General features: G+C 33.2%; 14 protein-coding genes. 6 read left to right on the top strand and 8 right to left on the bottom strand.

Features of this window, described 5'->3' with window-relative positions:
* Window positions 1-347: 347 nt before the first annotated feature.
* Window positions 348-1763 (top strand): anion permease, encoded by a 1416-nt coding sequence (locus JN168_RS02180; RefSeq protein WP_279526133.1) that lies wholly within the window; start codon window positions 348-350, stop codon window positions 1761-1763.
* A 110-nt stretch (window positions 1764-1873) separates the two neighbouring features.
* Here JN168_RS02180 and JN168_RS02175 read toward each other — a convergent pair whose 3' ends face one another.
* The 5 genes from JN168_RS02175 to JN168_RS02155 all read right to left on the bottom strand — a co-directional run bounded on the left by JN168_RS02175 (window position 1874) and on the right by JN168_RS02155 (window position 5631).
* Complete coding sequence (locus tag JN168_RS02175; protein ID WP_042740293.1) at window positions 1874-2431, bottom strand: cysteine hydrolase family protein; 558 nt, start codon at window positions 2429-2431, stop codon at window positions 1874-1876.
* Between the two features lie 170 nt (window positions 2432-2601).
* A complete protein-coding gene (gene mhqD, locus JN168_RS02170) occupies window positions 2602-3198 on the bottom strand; it encodes a methylhydroquinone degradation carboxylesterase MhqD (protein WP_042740294.1) in 597 nt (198 codons plus the stop codon).
* Between the two features lie 47 nt (window positions 3199-3245).
* Window positions 3246-4142: a VOC family protein gene (locus tag JN168_RS02165; RefSeq protein WP_229366547.1), complete on the bottom strand. Its 897-nt coding sequence runs from the start codon at window positions 4140-4142 to the stop codon at window positions 3246-3248.
* Between the two features lie 32 nt (window positions 4143-4174).
* Window positions 4175-5131, bottom strand: a complete 957-nt coding sequence (gene mhqE, locus JN168_RS02160; RefSeq protein WP_042740296.1) for a ring-cleaving dioxygenase MhqE — start codon at window positions 5129-5131, stop codon at window positions 4175-4177.
* A 65-nt stretch (window positions 5132-5196) separates the two neighbouring features.
* Window positions 5197-5631, bottom strand: a complete 435-nt coding sequence (locus JN168_RS02155) for a MarR family winged helix-turn-helix transcriptional regulator (protein ID WP_042740297.1) — start codon at window positions 5629-5631, stop codon at window positions 5197-5199.
* 228 nt (window positions 5632-5859) lie between these two features.
* On the opposite strand from JN168_RS02155, the gene aldA reads away from it, so the two are divergent.
* A complete protein-coding gene (aldA, locus tag JN168_RS02150) occupies window positions 5860-7287 on the top strand; it encodes an aldehyde dehydrogenase (protein WP_042740528.1) in 1428 nt (475 codons plus the stop codon).
* Window positions 7288-7588: 301 nt separating this feature from the next.
* Here aldA and JN168_RS02145 read toward each other — a convergent pair whose 3' ends face one another.
* Both JN168_RS02145 and JN168_RS02140 read right to left on the bottom strand, forming a co-directional pair.
* The gene (locus tag JN168_RS02145; RefSeq protein WP_042740298.1) at window positions 7589-8047 is read right to left on the bottom strand and encodes a DUF1307 domain-containing protein; all 459 of its coding nucleotides are present in this window, start codon (window positions 8045-8047) and stop codon (window positions 7589-7591) included.
* Window positions 8048-8271: 224 nt separating this feature from the next.
* On the bottom strand, window positions 8272-9237 hold the full coding sequence (locus JN168_RS02140; protein WP_229366546.1) for a metal ABC transporter solute-binding protein, Zn/Mn family: 966 nt from the start codon (window positions 9235-9237) through the stop codon (window positions 8272-8274).
* A gap of 189 nt (window positions 9238-9426) precedes the next feature.
* Here JN168_RS02140 and JN168_RS02135 point away from each other — a divergent pair, with 189 nt between their 5' ends.
* Window positions 9427-9705, top strand: coding sequence for a GNAT family N-acetyltransferase (locus JN168_RS02135; RefSeq protein WP_042740300.1), 279 nt, complete (start codon window positions 9427-9429; stop codon window positions 9703-9705).
* 443 nt (window positions 9706-10148) lie between these two features.
* On the opposite strand, the gene JN168_RS02130 is transcribed toward JN168_RS02135, so the two are convergent.
* A complete protein-coding gene (locus tag JN168_RS02130) occupies window positions 10149-10694 on the bottom strand; it encodes a tubby C-terminal domain-like protein (RefSeq protein ID WP_042740301.1) in 546 nt (181 codons plus the stop codon).
* 156 nt (window positions 10695-10850) lie between these two features.
* Between JN168_RS02130 and JN168_RS02125 the strand changes: the two genes are divergently transcribed.
* The 3 genes from JN168_RS02125 to JN168_RS02115 all read left to right on the top strand — a co-directional run bounded on the left by JN168_RS02125 (window position 10851) and on the right by JN168_RS02115 (window position 15053).
* A complete protein-coding gene (locus tag JN168_RS02125) occupies window positions 10851-11654 on the top strand; it encodes a VOC family protein (RefSeq protein ID WP_042740302.1) in 804 nt (267 codons plus the stop codon).
* Window positions 11655-12005: 351 nt separating this feature from the next.
* Entirely contained in the window at window positions 12006-12830 is an 825-nt protein-coding gene (gene licT, locus JN168_RS02120; protein WP_042740303.1) for a BglG family transcription antiterminator LicT, read from the top strand.
* Window positions 12831-13103: 273 nt separating this feature from the next.
* Window positions 13104-15053: a beta-glucoside-specific PTS transporter subunit IIABC gene (locus JN168_RS02115; RefSeq protein WP_229366545.1), complete on the top strand. Its 1950-nt coding sequence runs from the start codon at window positions 13104-13106 to the stop codon at window positions 15051-15053.
* Window positions 15054-15057 lie beyond the last annotated feature (4 nt).

Below are 15057 nucleotides of genomic sequence, written 5' to 3'. Positions count from 1 at the left end.
ATGAATATTAAATTTTATATTGATATATTAAATTTAACATTATTGTCACAATTAAATGCGAGAACATTGCACTGTATACTATCGTTGTATCCCTTCTATGCTTTGACATTATAACGTATACAACTATTTTTTCAGACCTTTACAATAGGGTTTCATAATTCTATAATTATTATGAATTTTTTATTAAATCAACATTTATTTTCGAAATGAGATGACTCTATTGAAGTATTGAAATTATATTGCCACAGGATCATACATAATTTCACTTTCATAGATAGTGGATAGGTTCAATCTTAAATTCAATTTTCACTCCCCAAAATATAGAAAGTAAAGAAAGGTGAATCATTGTGAATCAAAGTATTAATTACAAGAAATTTATCGTACCTATCTTGGTTGGCATAATCATTTGGTTAATTACCCCTTTTAGACCAGATGGTGTTGATGCAACAGCTTGGCATATGTTTGCGATATTCGTCGCTACCATTATCGGTTGTATCACTCATCCTTTACCAATTGGTGCAGTAGCAATAATCGGTTTTTCACTAACCGTGTTGACCGGTACAGTAAAAATCGATACTGCTGTAGCTGGTTTTGGTAACAGTAGTATTTGGCTTATCGCTATGGCCTTTTTTATCTCTAGAGGTTTCGTTAAAACAGGCTTAGGTCGCCGTATCGCCTTACAATTTGTTAAATTATTTGGTAAGAAAACATTAGGCTTAGGTTATGCTTTAATTGGTGTGGATTTAATTTTAGCACCCGCAACACCTAGTAATACTGCTAGAGCAGGCGGTATCATGTTCCCTATTATCAATGCTTTATCTCGTTCTTTTGGCTCTAAGCCTGAAGACGGTACACAACGTAAAATGGGTTCATTCTTAATATTCACAGAATTTCACGGTAATTTGATTACTGCAGCAATGTTCTTAACTGCAATGGCGGGTAATCCACTAGCACAGTCACTTGCAAAGCATCAAGGCGTAACAATTTCATGGATGAGCTGGTTCTTAGCTGCGTTGGTTCCAGGGATTCTTTCATTAGTGCTTGTTCCACTTATAATTTATAAATTATATCCACCGGAAATCAAAGAAACACCGAATGCTAAATCATGGGCTCAAAATGAATTAGATGAAATGGGCGTTATGAGTAAGAGTGAAAAATTCATGATTGGTATCTTCTTGATTGCATTAATCTTATGGATATTAGGTAGCGTAATTCATATCGATGCAACGCTTACTGCATTTATTGCATTATCCTTATTATTAATAACAGGTGTTTTAGCGTGGTCCGATATCTTGAATGAAACGGGCGCTTGGAATACTTTAGTATGGTTCTCAATACTCGTTATGATGGCTAATCAATTAAATGAACTTGGCTTTATTCCATGGTTAAGTAAATCTATTTCAGGTAGTTTAGGTGGCTTAAGTTGGCCAATCGTACTTATTATCTTAGTATTATTCTACTTCTACTCACATTACTTATTTGCAAGTTCGACTGCACATGTAAGCGCAATGTATTCTGCTTTACTTGGTGTAGCAATTGCAACTGGTGCGCCACCACTTTATAGTGCATTAATGCTCGGTTTCTTTGGTAACTTAATGGCTTCAACAACACATTATAGTAGTGGTCCAGCTCCTATTTTATATTCAGCTGGCTACGTCACTCAAAATCGTTGGTGGACAATGAACGCGATTCTAGCCATTTTCTATTTCATCGTTTGGCTTGGTATAGGTTCATTATGGATGAAAATTATAGGCTTAATGTAACGTGTGGACTCAAATCAATCTAACCTTGTAAACAACTCAAAGTCATAAAGACAACAACAAAAAACCCAGTCAATGAACTTATGAAAAGTTCATTGACTGGGTTTTATTTATCATTTATTCAACCATTCTGTCGTATGATCGATTGTTGCATATCTTGTTAATATGTTATCCACTAAAAACTGATGCTTGTATTGATCATTATCAGTAACAGCATCTGCTAATATCGTAATTTGGAAATCCTTATCCGCTGCCTCTACCGCTGTAGATAAGACAACCCCACTCGTACTCACTCCAGTCAATACAATGTGGTTTATATTCATACCACGAAGTAACACTTCTAAATTACTTCCGGTAAATGCACTTAATCGATGTTTCACAACTACAGGATCCGTATCTTCTACATGTAAGTCATTAATAATTTGTGTGGACGTAGCTTCTTTCGACATCGGTTGTCCACTTGCTTTATATTGTGAAAACATCTTATTATTCTCAGAAACTTCTAAATAATCACCTGTAAAAGCGACTCTAACGAAAATAACAGGTATATGTCGTGTTCGCGCATCAGCTATCGCTTGTTGATTAGCTCTAATTACCCCTGCGTTGTCCTCTATCCCATTAACAATACCATTTTGCATATCCATTACAATTAATGCACTATTTTTTGTCATATTAAGTACTCCTTTAATTCAAACATCATTACTCTAGCTTAAATTATAGCCAACTTTGTACTGAATTACGAAATTTTGAATTTATCACTTGTTATTAAATATTTACAAAAAAATTGCACAAACATCATACCTACTGTATCAGGTGATGTTTATGCAACTTCTTTTTTTACTTAACTATTCATTATTACTTTCTGACCAGCTATAACACCCGCTTGAGTTAATTCATGACTATTCACCCATACTTCGGTGATGTTTGCCCCAGTTTGCTTAAATAATTCTATAACATGTTTGCTAGCATCCATTGTCACAATTGGATCTCTTTCACCCATTGAAAGTAGCACATTCATATGACTTAAATCCTTATCTTCAGTTATATTTAATGGATATAATGGTGCATATAATAATGCCGCCTTAAACGTTATAGACTCATTTAGTATCATGCTAATAGCAATATTCGAACCATTTGAAAAGCCCACCGGAATTGATTGTTCCACATCAAAGCCATATTTTTCAGCCGCTTCTTTAATAAATGCTGCCAATCTTGTAGTTCTATATTTTAAATCTTCTACGTCATATTGCCCTTCGCCATGACGTTTAAAGAAACGATTCATGCCATTTTCTGAAACTTCACCACGAATACTCAATACACTATAATCCGCATTTAGTGCCGCAGCTAAAGGCATTAAATCATTTTCATCTCCACCTGTGCCATGTAATAAAATAAACGTAGGCGCTTCAGGCTTTCCTTGTTTAAAAATGTGTTCCATACAAATCCTCTTCCTTTCTATTTGTGCGTATTCTTTAAACTGCATAATTAAATTCGAATTGGTGGTAATTGTTGTAACAATGCTTCCTTACGATCTTCATATTGTGGTGGAAACATTAATTGCTCACCTAATTTGTCAAATGGTTCATCAATTGTAAATCCTGGACCTACAGTTGCAAATTCAAATATAATACCACCTCGTTCACGCATATATATTGCTTTAAAGTAATTGCGATCTTTCACTTCAGTAACATGATAGCCTTTGCCAATCATTTTTGCTTGCCATGCGCTATGTGCTTTATTATCAGGTACAGACCATGCGATGTGATGCACAACGCCCACTCCAAAGCGCACACGATTTGCTGGACCTTCTTTTTTAATCATGACATGATGACGCCAATCACCTACAGTAGCTAAGTGAATATACGATGCGTCTTCACCAATTTGCTCTAATCCCATATCTTCTACTAAAGTTGCAAGTGTAGCTTGTGGATTTTCAGTTAACATCGTCACACCATGAAACCCTATTATGTCACGATTAGTCGATGCTTGGTCATCCTCAACAAGTGCGAGTGATAAACCGTGTACATCATTGAATTGTAATGTTGACTGTCCAAATAATGTGGTAACCGTAACTGTGATATTTTGGTCCATTAAGTGTCGTTTCCATACCTCTAAAGTTCCTTTGGGTATTCTGAAAGCAATAGTACCAACTTGTCCATTACCAGTACGCCCCACATGTTCGTTTGGCCAATTAAAAAATGTTAATATCGTACCGTTATCTACATTATTATTTGAAAAATACAGATGATAAGTGCCTGGATCATCAAAATTCACAGTTTTTTTAATTAGTTTTAAATTTAAAATATCTCTGTAAAATGCAATGTTTTCTTCTGGGTTTCCTACGATTGCTGAAATATGATGAATGTGTTGTATTGCTTCCATAACGTTCACTCCTTTTGACATGTCATTATTTTTTAGCGTTTAGTATTGAATGGTCTAATTTCTGATTCGATATAATCACGTTGGTTTTCTAAAAATGGTGGTAATGATAGACTTTCACCCAATGTTTCATACGGTTCATCACCCATAAATCCAGGACCATCAGTAGACACTTCAATCAAGATGTGACCAATACGTGCATAAAGTGCTTCAAAGTAAAATCTATCTACTAATCCTGAATTACCAATTCCAACTTCTTTATATTTTTCTTCCCATTGTGCTATAGCTTCATGGTCTTTCAATCTAAATGATACATGGTGGACTTCTCCGTAACCTTGCACTGCTTCATTACTTGTTGTGTCTTTTCTCAAGATAACTTGACCACCATTACCTCCTGCTCCAACTTCTAAAAGTGCAACGTTTTGTTCTTCCACAATTGTTTTCATACCATAGATTTGTTCTAATATTTTCTTAAAATCTTCAAAGTAACTGACAGTAATTTCGATAGGGCCTAAGCCATAAATTGCTTTATCAGTTGGAACTGGTCCGTTTTGCCATGGTTTACCTGGTGCCACACCACTGTTATGTTCATCTGATACGAGTTGATAATGTTGACCATCTGACTCTTCAAAAGGAAGAACCTGTTTACCAAATAGAGTTTGTATACCATCATGTTTCACACCAAAGTCATTGAATCGTTGTTCATAATAACTTAATGCTGCATCATTCGGTACTCTGAATGAAGGTTTGGTAATTGAATTAGTGCCAGACTTACCTTTTGGAATATTTGGAAAATCAAAAAATGTCATATCTGTTCCAGGTGAACCTTCATCATCTGCAAAGAATGTATGATACGTATATATATCATCTTGGTTCACTGTTTTTTTAACAAGTCTCATACCTAACACATCAGTGAAAAATTTATAGTTTCTTTCAGCATCATCTGTAATCGCTGTAACATGGTGGATTCCTAATAATTGATTGTTTGTCATAATCAAACACGCTCCTTAATTTTATCTCGATTTCGAAGTAATTTTATTTAAAAATATTAAGTGCATTAAACCTCTGTAGGTTGAGCACTTAATTTCTTTAATGCTTGCTGTAATATTGCTAATTCTTCGTCTGTTAACACTGCAAAAGTTGAGTTTATTGTTGCTGCATGCTCAGGAAAAATTCGTTCCATCATTTCATGACCTTGTTTGGTTAATACCGCTTTAGTTACACGTTTATCTTGCTCATCTCTTCTTCTTTCGACGCAGCCTTTCTCAACGAGTTTATCTACTACATAAGTGATACTGCTACTAGCAATAAGTACGCGTTTACCAATTTTCTGAATAGGTTGTTCACCTTTACTATATAGGAGTTCTAGCACTGCAAATTCAGTTACATTCAATCCATAACGCTGTACATCTGCTCTAACAATTTGTTCTAAATGATCAGTCGTTCTATTCAATCCAATAAATGCATTCAATGACTCTGTCGTTCGTTCCATCACATCACCAACTTTCAATTTATTTCGATTTCGAGATAATTATAACGCTGACGTTTTTAGAAGTCAACATTTTAAGTATAAAAAATATACCATCAATTAAAAAACGCTCTATAAAAGCATTTCCCAATAATACTTATACTTCAAATTAAATATTGTAATTATTATGAAAATTAATTCTTTCGTTTTCATAACTTCAATAAGTGGTAGAAGTAGAGTGTGGAGGTGTCAATATTGAATAAATTATTTGTAAATAATGAATTTATAGAAAGTCAATCACAAGACACAATGGACGTTATTAATCCTGCAACAGGTGAAAAAATAGATACAATCACTTTTGCCACTCAATCAGAAGTTAACGATGCTATAGAAAAATCTAAACAGGCACAATTAGAATGGGAAAAGGTACCTCAACCCAAACGTGCTGAACATGTTAAGCTATTAATACCATTATTAGAAGAACATAAAGACACATTGGCAGAATTATATGTAAAAGAACAAGGTAAGACTTTAGCTTCCGCAAAAGGTGAAATAGACAAGGCAATACATTTTATTGACTATATGACGAGCTTAAGCTTTTCAAATAAAGGCGAAGTTCTACAAAATAGTAGAGAAAACGAAACTATTCTACTAACGAAAAAACCTATCGGTGTAACAGCAGGTATCGTACCTTGGAATGCACCTATATTAGTATTAATGCGCAAAATTATTCCAGCTGTTATTACAGGTTGTTCCGCAGTAATTAAACCAAGTGAAGAGACTACACTAATCACATTGAAACTTGCTGAATTGTTACGTGATTCTACAATTCCTGCAGGACTTATTCAAATTGTTCCAGGCACTGGTAATACAGTAGGAACGCAGTTAGCACAACACCCTGATATCCAACTTATTTCTCTTACAGGAAGTATGAAAGCTGGTAAATCTGTTTATGCAGAAAGTGCCAATACAGTTAAGAAAGTTAACTTAGAACTTGGTGGTAATGCACCTGTACTCGTTACTGAACATGCCAATATAGATAAAGCTGTAGATTACATCGTGACAGCAAGAATCAATAACGCTGGACAAGTATGTACTTGTCCTGAACGTGTATTTGTCCACAAATCAATACACGATTCATTTATCGAACAACTGAAATCTAAAATGGAACAACTCACAGTCGGCGATCCATTTGATGATAATACGGACTATGGTGCAATTATTAATCAACGTCAATTAGATAGTATTGATGATAAAGTTCAAAATGCAGTTAAAAATGGCGCTACTTTAGTAACTGGTGGTAAGAAAATAGACAGCGCAGGTTATTTTTATGAGCCAACAATTTTAGATCATATCCAAACAACAGATGAGGCATTTAAAGAAGAAATATTTGGTCCGGTAATACCTGTTATCGAATACGAAGACTTCGATGAAGCTATAGCTGAAGCTAATAATACGAATGCTGGACTATCTTCTTATATTTTCTCCGAAAACTTAAAACAAATTATGCAAGCAACTGAAACATTAAAATTTGGAGAAGTTTATGCCAATTGCGAAGCAGAAGAAGTCGTCAATGGTTACCATGCTGGTTGGCGAGAATCTGGTTTAGGTGGCGCAGATGGCATCCATGGTTTCGAAGAATACTATAATACAACCGTATCCTATATTAGATATGATTAAAATGTGATAAATCACTAAAATATCTAGAGTACCGCGTGCTTAGATAAGCAAAAGGCAATTTCTATTGAAATAATATAGAAATTGCCTTTTTTAAGATATCTTAATGTAAAACACTATTGCATTAAGCAGTATTTTGGCGAGACTCCTAAGGGAACAGGACAAGCTGAAGACTACAGGCTGAAGCTGTCCCCTAGGAAAGCGAGCCAACAATACGTAATATAAAAAATAGCACTCAGATAAATTAAATTCATTCATCTGAGTGCTTTATTTGGAATTTATGTTCTAGATGCTACTTAAAAATTTAATCTTTTGTCACTTGTTTCAATCCTGCTTTTTTCAAAGCTTTCTTAGTCTTTTTATAACTTACTTGTTTATTTTTCGTATCACCAGAGAATGATTCTGGAGCAATTTTCTTCAACTCTTTTAAATCAACTTTTTCCAAATCAATTTTTACAGTTTCAACAGCCTTACCGTCTGAATATTTTATCTTCTCTGAAACACCTTTAATATCTTGATATTTTTCACTTTCAGATTCTAATAAAGATTTCATATCATCCTTCTTAAGACCTAAATCTTTGTAGTTGATCGTTGAACGAATGTTTTCCTTAGTTACTTTATCACCTTTGTGCGTGAGTGTAACTTTCATATCAACTCCAGATGCATCCCCTTTAAATGTGTCTTTCTCTTCTTTAGGTCCACAAGCAGCCAATAACAATGTTACAGCAATTGCCAATCCCATCAACTTTTTAACATGATACATATCTACCACTCCCACTTTGTTTATCTATCAACATCATAGCATTAAACAATCAGTTGTAGGACATAGAATTTTTAAAAAAATAAAAATATATTTTTTATATTCAATCACTATTTTATCTCAATTAAAATAGAGCCAATACTGGATTACAGATTGGCTCTATGAAATACCTATGATTAATCACGCTCGAACGCTACTTATAAAGTAAACATGTGCGCGACAATCTATTATTTATTCAATGCTTTATCTAATGCTTTAATATTCTTCTTCATTAACGATTGATATGAAATACCCTTTTTCTGTTTATCTGCTTTTGTTAATGTTGCCATATTGTGGAAACTTACTGGCGTTGTATTGGTCTCTTTTTTAATCACATCTGTCACTTTAGATGAAATATTTTGTTCATATAAAACATAAGGTTGCTTTGTTTTTTTAATATTTTTAACGATTTTCATTAATTGTTTTTGCGTAGGCTCTTCATTATTCATACCCGTTACACCTTCTTGTTTAAAACCGTAACGTTTCGCTAAATAACCTATTGAATCATGAGAAATCACTACAGTATCACGCTTTGGATTTTCAGTAATTGATTTTAATTGTGAATCAATACCATCTATATCTTTAACTACTTTTTTATAATTATCTTCGTAATATTTTTTATGTTTTGGATCCTTTTTAATCAAAGTATCCTTTATTTCCTTTGTAAATTTCTTATCTAATACGGGATCTAACCACACATGAGGATCTTTGCTACCTTCTTCATGCTTAGCATGTTCATCATGTGATTCACCTTCATGATCATGTTCTTCCCCAGCTAAAATTTCATTCTTTTTCAACTTATCAGCCAATGGTAATTTTAAATCTTTATTATTAATCGATTTTGCAATTTTTTTAGCTACTGGATCCATTTCATCACTAGAGTATAAAAATAAATCCCCTTTTGAAATTTTAATCATATCTTTTTGAGTGGGTTCAAAGGAATGTATATCTGCACCTGCAGGGTAAATTGATTTTACATCAACATATTTTCCTCCCACTTGTTCAGTTAAATTTTGAAAAGCATACGCTGTCGTATAAATTTCTAATTTATTCTTGGTACTCACATCTTTATTCTTATCTTTATCAAGATTGCCACAAGCACTTAGCAACATAATCACAGCTAGTAGCACTATATATTTCAAACTTTTTTTCAAAGCCTACGCCTCCAAATCGAAATTATTACGTTTAAACTATAAACTTATTTTCTTTATATTTCAATCCCTATTATTAAATTTTTAAATATCTTTAAAACACACATTTAGTCATCGAGAGAAGAAAGATTTGTTTACAAATACACTAAACGTGATATTTATATAATACAAACTACTATGAGGAGTGATTGTATGGCTGAAATCAAGCAAGGTACAAATAAGTTTTATATCGGAGAAGATGAAAATAATCCTCAAGCACAGATTACGTTCAAAAAATTAAATGATAATCAAATCGATATTGATCATACTGGAGTTCCTGATGAAATGGGTGGACAAGGTATTGGATCACAATTGGTACAAAGTGTCGTTGAATATGCACGTGAGAACAATTTGAAAATTGTTGCGACTTGTCCATTTGCTAAAAATGTCATAGAAAAACATTCAGAATATCAGGACGTATATGCAGGTTAATTCAATAAATTCATTAAAAAGAGGTCGAGATTAATTTCTCGGCCTCTTATCTGTTGTTGCTGGCTTAACTTAACCATAAATTTTTGCTAATAAATCGATCACTTTTAATAATAATGGCATAGCTGTATCAGTCATGTGATTACCTCCCCTTATTAAAAAAATAATTATCTTACATATAGTAATAAACAATCTACATTGGATTATGTAACATGTGAATTCGCCGTTGTATAATATAAACATTAAAACAGAAGTCTAAATATTATAAATGTAATGAATTCATAAAATTTATATACTATAAATAAGATGTCGATAATCACTTTCCCTAAGTATTCCATTTTAATCTTAATTTTTAAAAAAATTATTTTATTTACAATAAAGATACATAATTGTAATCTTCAGGATTCATTGGAACGAGGTGTAACTTGCACGTTGATAAGTTCAAGTTAATTAGATTGCTTTCTTTGATATTCTTGATATTCGTAAAATGCTTGGAATAATAGAATAAGCATTGCAGGGTGATATGTTTCACTGGCGATATCAATATCGTGTTGTGAGGCAATTTTAAAGCGTTCTGACTTTGTTTGCATAATTTCATTATTACCTTCAGTCACCTTAACACTGCGTGAAATAAATCCAGATTGAAACTTAAGAACATCACCTTTTGCACCTTCAAAAAGCATAGTTGGTTTCATGCCAATTTTCGTACGAAACACGCCTATTACATCGCCATTTTTCTCAACTTGCCATACCGTCTTAAACGGTGTCTTTATTGTGCCACTTATCGTTTTCTCTTGAATGACACGATACGTATCTTGACCATCCGTAATTTCATAGTTATGCTTCTGATGACCAAATAATGCAAACGCTTCTTGTGACGTAGACTTGTAAAATAACTTTAATGAAAAAACCGCTTCCTCTCGTTCATTAAACACTTCAATTGCTGATTTAGAAGCACTAAAAAAGTTCTCTTTAAAATGATAGCGTTTCATATTACAACTCCCTATAATTCTATTTATAGTACAATTATAAATAGAAAGTTGCTTATTTTGAAATATATTGAGTCTCTTCCATTGACCTAATATACTTTTTATACTAATATCTACTTGTAACCATTATAAATACAAGAAGAATTTTAGGAGGCACATATGACCTTTCATGACGAACATGCCACACAAGTAACAAATATCACACTAAACGTAAATGATTTAACCAAAATGATTCACTTTTATCGCGAATTTTTAGGATTTGAAGCGATAGTTGAATCAACAACTTCCATTACTTTTAAAGTTGGTAACGGCGGTCACACACTAACTTTAAATGAACTATCAAATGGCCGCCAACCTAGCATTCAAGAAAGTGGACTATTTCATATTGCATACCTTTTGCCTAGTAGAAGTGACTTAGCAGATTTTTTATATCATATTACACAATTAGGAATTCAAGTCGGTGGCGGTGACCATCTAGTTAGTGAAGCACTATATTTTAATGATCCTGAAGGTAACGGCATTGAAGTATATCAAGACCGTGATGCTACACTTTGGCAATGGGAAGAGCAAAAGGTAAAAATGGATACTCTCGCCGTGGATGTCAACGACTTGCTTTCTGAACAATCACAAGCTGGATGGCAGGGACTTCCTAACGGGGCAAAAATTGGCCATCTACATTTAAAAACAGTAGACATCAGTAAAGCTTATCAATTTTATGTAGAACAACTCGGATTAGAACTTGTTTCTACGTTACCAAATGCACTATTCATGTCAACTAAACATTATCATCACCATATAGCCGCTAACACTTGGCAATCAAGTATACTCAGAACAGAGAACAATGCCACATTAGGGCTAACTAGTATAGATATATATAAACCAAATACCGATTACACAAGACTATTATCACCTGAAGGATTTAATATTACGATTCATAGTGATAAATCAAGTGTCCCAGGATAAAACTTCATATAAAATTCTACAATAGATAGCTACCCTAAATATGCAACTCAAACTTTTGGGGTGGCTTATTTATACTACTTCGTATTAAAATTGTTCATTTACCTAGAACATACCATCAAAATTTGATTTCAATATTCTTTATCTCTTGCTATGTATGATTTATATTTCTAAAGATTTAAAGCTCTATTCATACCATAATTATACGCACTAGTATATAAAATAATTCTACTATTCAGTAATTTATATACAATTTAATCAAATAAATCACTTTGACATAACATAATACTGCATCTATATTTAATATATAAATATATTATAGGGATGTTAAATCAGTCAGGGGTGATTTATTAGATGAAAATCACAAAAATATTGAATAATAATGTTATTATATCGAAAATTAATCACGAAGAGCGCATTATTATGGGCAAAGGCATTGCATTTGGGAAGTGTAATGGTGATTTGATTGAAAAAGATAAAATAGAAAAGGTCTTCCGTTTAACTAGTATTGAACAGGAACGCATGTTGCAGTTACTCCAAGAAATTAATCAAGATGTATTAATTACTACTCAAGAAATTATAACTGCTGCCAACCAATTATATGAAACACCTGTTGCTGAATCTGTTTATATTGCTTTAACCGATCATATTGATTATGCAATTAAACGTACGACAGAGGGACATTTAATTAAGAACCCTTTACTTTATGAAATTCAAAAACTTTATCCAAATGAATTTAAAATTGGGGTCACTGCCCTTGATATCATTAAAGAAAAATTTAGGGTTCAGCTCCCGAAAGATGAAGCAGGTTTTATTGCAATGCATATTGTTAATGCAAGTCTTGATGAAGAAATTGGTACAATTTATGAAATTACGAAGATAACAAAAAATATTATTGATATTGTTAGATATCATTTTAACTTACACATCAATGAAGACGAATTGAATTATTCTAGATTCATGACTCATCTGAAGTTCTTTAGTCAGAGATTACTTAACAACGAAGCATTAAATGAAGTTACTGATGAAAGTTTATTAACCTCGCTTCGTCAAAAGCATCCTACATCAGATCAATGCGTTGACAAAATTTCAGATTTTCTGCTAAAAAATTATAAACATTCGTTATCAATTGATGAAAGAGTGTACCTTATTTTACACATCGCCAGATTAGTAAAATAAAAATGTAAGCGTTGACATCTTTGTCATTAAGCGCTATACTTATTTCAAATTAATATTAATTGTTACTTTTGGCGCTTATTTTGGCGTTTGAGGTTGTAACTTTAAGTAGGCAAAACTCAGAGTATAACATGATGAATTTGTATTCATCTGTGTTTTATTCTGAGTTTTTTTGTTTTCTTTTAAAGCTAGTAAGGCGTATTACATGGCCATAATACACCTAATAGCTGTAACTTATTTTTTAAAAATTCATACTAAAAACTGGGGTGGTTTTCTATGAAATATGAGTCTTTAGCACAAACTATTGTCGATAATGTTGGAGGGAAAGATAACATTCTATCGTTAACACATTGTATTACAAGACTACGTTTTAAATTAAAGGATGAATCTAAAGCAAATACAGATTTCCTTAAATCACATGATGACATTGTTACAGTCATGAAATCGGGAGGACAGTATCAAGTTGTCATCGGCAATCATGTACCCGAAGTATACGAAGCTGTCAGCCACGTGGCAAATATTCAAGACGAAGAATCAGAGTCGCAACAACAAGCTAGTTCTGGCAGTGTACTTAGTCGCTTTATTGATTTAGTTTCTGGTATCTTCCAACCACTTCTTGGTGTATTGGCAGCTGCCGGGATGATCAAAGGTTTCTCAGCATTATTTTTAGCTTTAGGATGGGTTACTGAAAAATCTGGGACATATCAAGTGTTATTTGCTATTGGAGATGCTTTATTTTACTTTTTCCCAATATTTTTAGGGTTAACTGCAGCTAAGAAATTCCATGCGAATCCATTTTTGGGTATGGCAATAGGTGCGTCCTTGGTATATCCTACTTTAGTTTCTGCAATGGAATTAGGCGCAAAAGGTGCTACTACCCTATTCTCTGGTTCAATATTCGAAGTACAATCTAGTCTCACATTTGCTGGATTACCTATTATTTCTATGACTTATACACAAAGTGTAATTCCAATTATTTTTGCAGTGTTTTTCGCAGCAAAACTTGAAAAGAAACTAAAGGTCATTATTCCGGACGTCATTAAAACATTTTTCGTACCGTTTTTCACATTATTAATTATCGTACCTGTTACCTTTTTAGTGATTGGGCCGGTTTCTTCTTGGCTAGCAAACTGGATTGGATCAGGTGCTTTAGCTATCTATAGTCTAAGTCCAGTATTAGCCGGTATTTTATTAGGTGCTTTTTGGCAAATCTTTGTCATCTTCGGTCTACATTGGGGACTCGTAGCCATCATGATTAACAATGTTTCTACGACTGGATTCGACATTATTAATCCACTTATTTTTGCAGCATCATTTGCACAAACTGGAATTGTGTTTGGTATTTTCTTAAAAACTAAAAATAAAAAATTAAAATCCATTTCACTACCCGCAGCAATATCAGGTATTTTTGGTGTAACAGAACCAGCAATTTACGGTATTACTTTGCCAAGAAAGAAAATGTTTATCTATAGTTGTATCGTTGCAGGTATCTTTGGCGGATTAATTGGGTTTGCTGGAACTAAACTATACTTTATGGGTGGTTTAGGAATCTTTGGATATACAACATTTATTGGTAAAGCCGGTTTAGATTCTTCAGTTTGGATTGCAGTCTTAGCTACCGCATTGGCATTAATTGTTGGTCTTATTGTGGGATACATTGTCCATTCAGATAAAAATGAACAGGAACAAGAGGTTTCAGATTCTAAAGATAGTAAAACAAAAGATGTAACTTCTCCTATTAACGGCGAAACTGAACTACAACATATTGTTAAAGATGATTTCGTAAAGGCACCATTATCTGGCGATATGATTAAACTAGAACAAGTAAATGATCCAGTGTTTTCATCTTTAGCAATGGGTAAAGGTATTGCCATTAAGCCTACATCCAATACAATTATTGCACCTTTTGATGCAACAGTTGAAAGTTTATTCCCTACTGGTCATGCTATAGGCCTCAAATCAAAACACGGTACAGAATTACTTATTCATATTGGTATTGATACTGTGAAATTAGACGGACAAGGCTTTAAAGCATTAGTAAACCAAGGTGATACTGTCGTTGCCGGACAGCCATTAATTGAATTTGATAGTCAGATAATTCAAAAACAAAACTTTGATGATACCGTTATGATTGTAGTCACAAACTCTAATATTACAAAGGATGTCATCATTGAAAGTAAAGCACATTTTAATAAGCAAGATGATTTATTCGCTATTATTTATTAAAAAC

Origin of the sequence: Staphylococcus gallinarum (assembly GCF_029774255.1) — a bacterium.
Lineage (GTDB): Bacteria > Bacillota > Bacilli > Staphylococcales > Staphylococcaceae > Staphylococcus > Staphylococcus gallinarum.
This window is presented reverse-complemented; position numbering and strand designations above follow the sequence as displayed.

Coding starts and splice junctions, on each gene's coding strand:
- JN168_RS02175 (WP_042740293.1), bottom strand. CDS start 2,431: ATGACAAAAAATAGTGCATTAATTGTAATGGATATGCAAAATGGTATT.
- mhqD (WP_042740294.1), bottom strand. CDS start 3,198: ATGGAACACATTTTTAAACAAGGAAAGCCTGAAGCGCCTACGTTTATT.
- JN168_RS02165 (WP_229366547.1), bottom strand. CDS start 4,142: ATGGAAGCAATACAACACATTCATCATATTTCAGCAATCGTAGGAAAC.
- mhqE (WP_042740296.1), bottom strand. CDS start 5,131: ATGACAAACAATCAATTATTAGGAATCCACCATGTTACAGCGATTACA.
- JN168_RS02155 (WP_042740297.1), bottom strand. CDS start 5,631: ATGGAACGAACGACAGAGTCATTGAATGCATTTATTGGATTGAATAGA.
- JN168_RS02145 (WP_042740298.1), bottom strand. CDS start 8,047: ATGTATCATGTTAAAAAGTTGATGGGATTGGCAATTGCTGTAACATTG.
- JN168_RS02135 (WP_042740300.1), top strand. CDS start 9,427: ATGGCTGAAATCAAGCAAGGTACAAATAAGTTTTATATCGGAGAAGAT.
- JN168_RS02130 (WP_042740301.1), bottom strand. CDS start 10,694: ATGAAACGCTATCATTTTAAAGAGAACTTTTTTAGTGCTTCTAAATCA.
- JN168_RS02125 (WP_042740302.1), top strand. CDS start 10,851: ATGACCTTTCATGACGAACATGCCACACAAGTAACAAATATCACACTA.
- licT (WP_042740303.1), top strand. CDS start 12,006: ATGAAAATCACAAAAATATTGAATAATAATGTTATTATATCGAAAATT.
- JN168_RS02115 (WP_229366545.1), top strand. CDS start 13,104: ATGAAATATGAGTCTTTAGCACAAACTATTGTCGATAATGTTGGAGGG.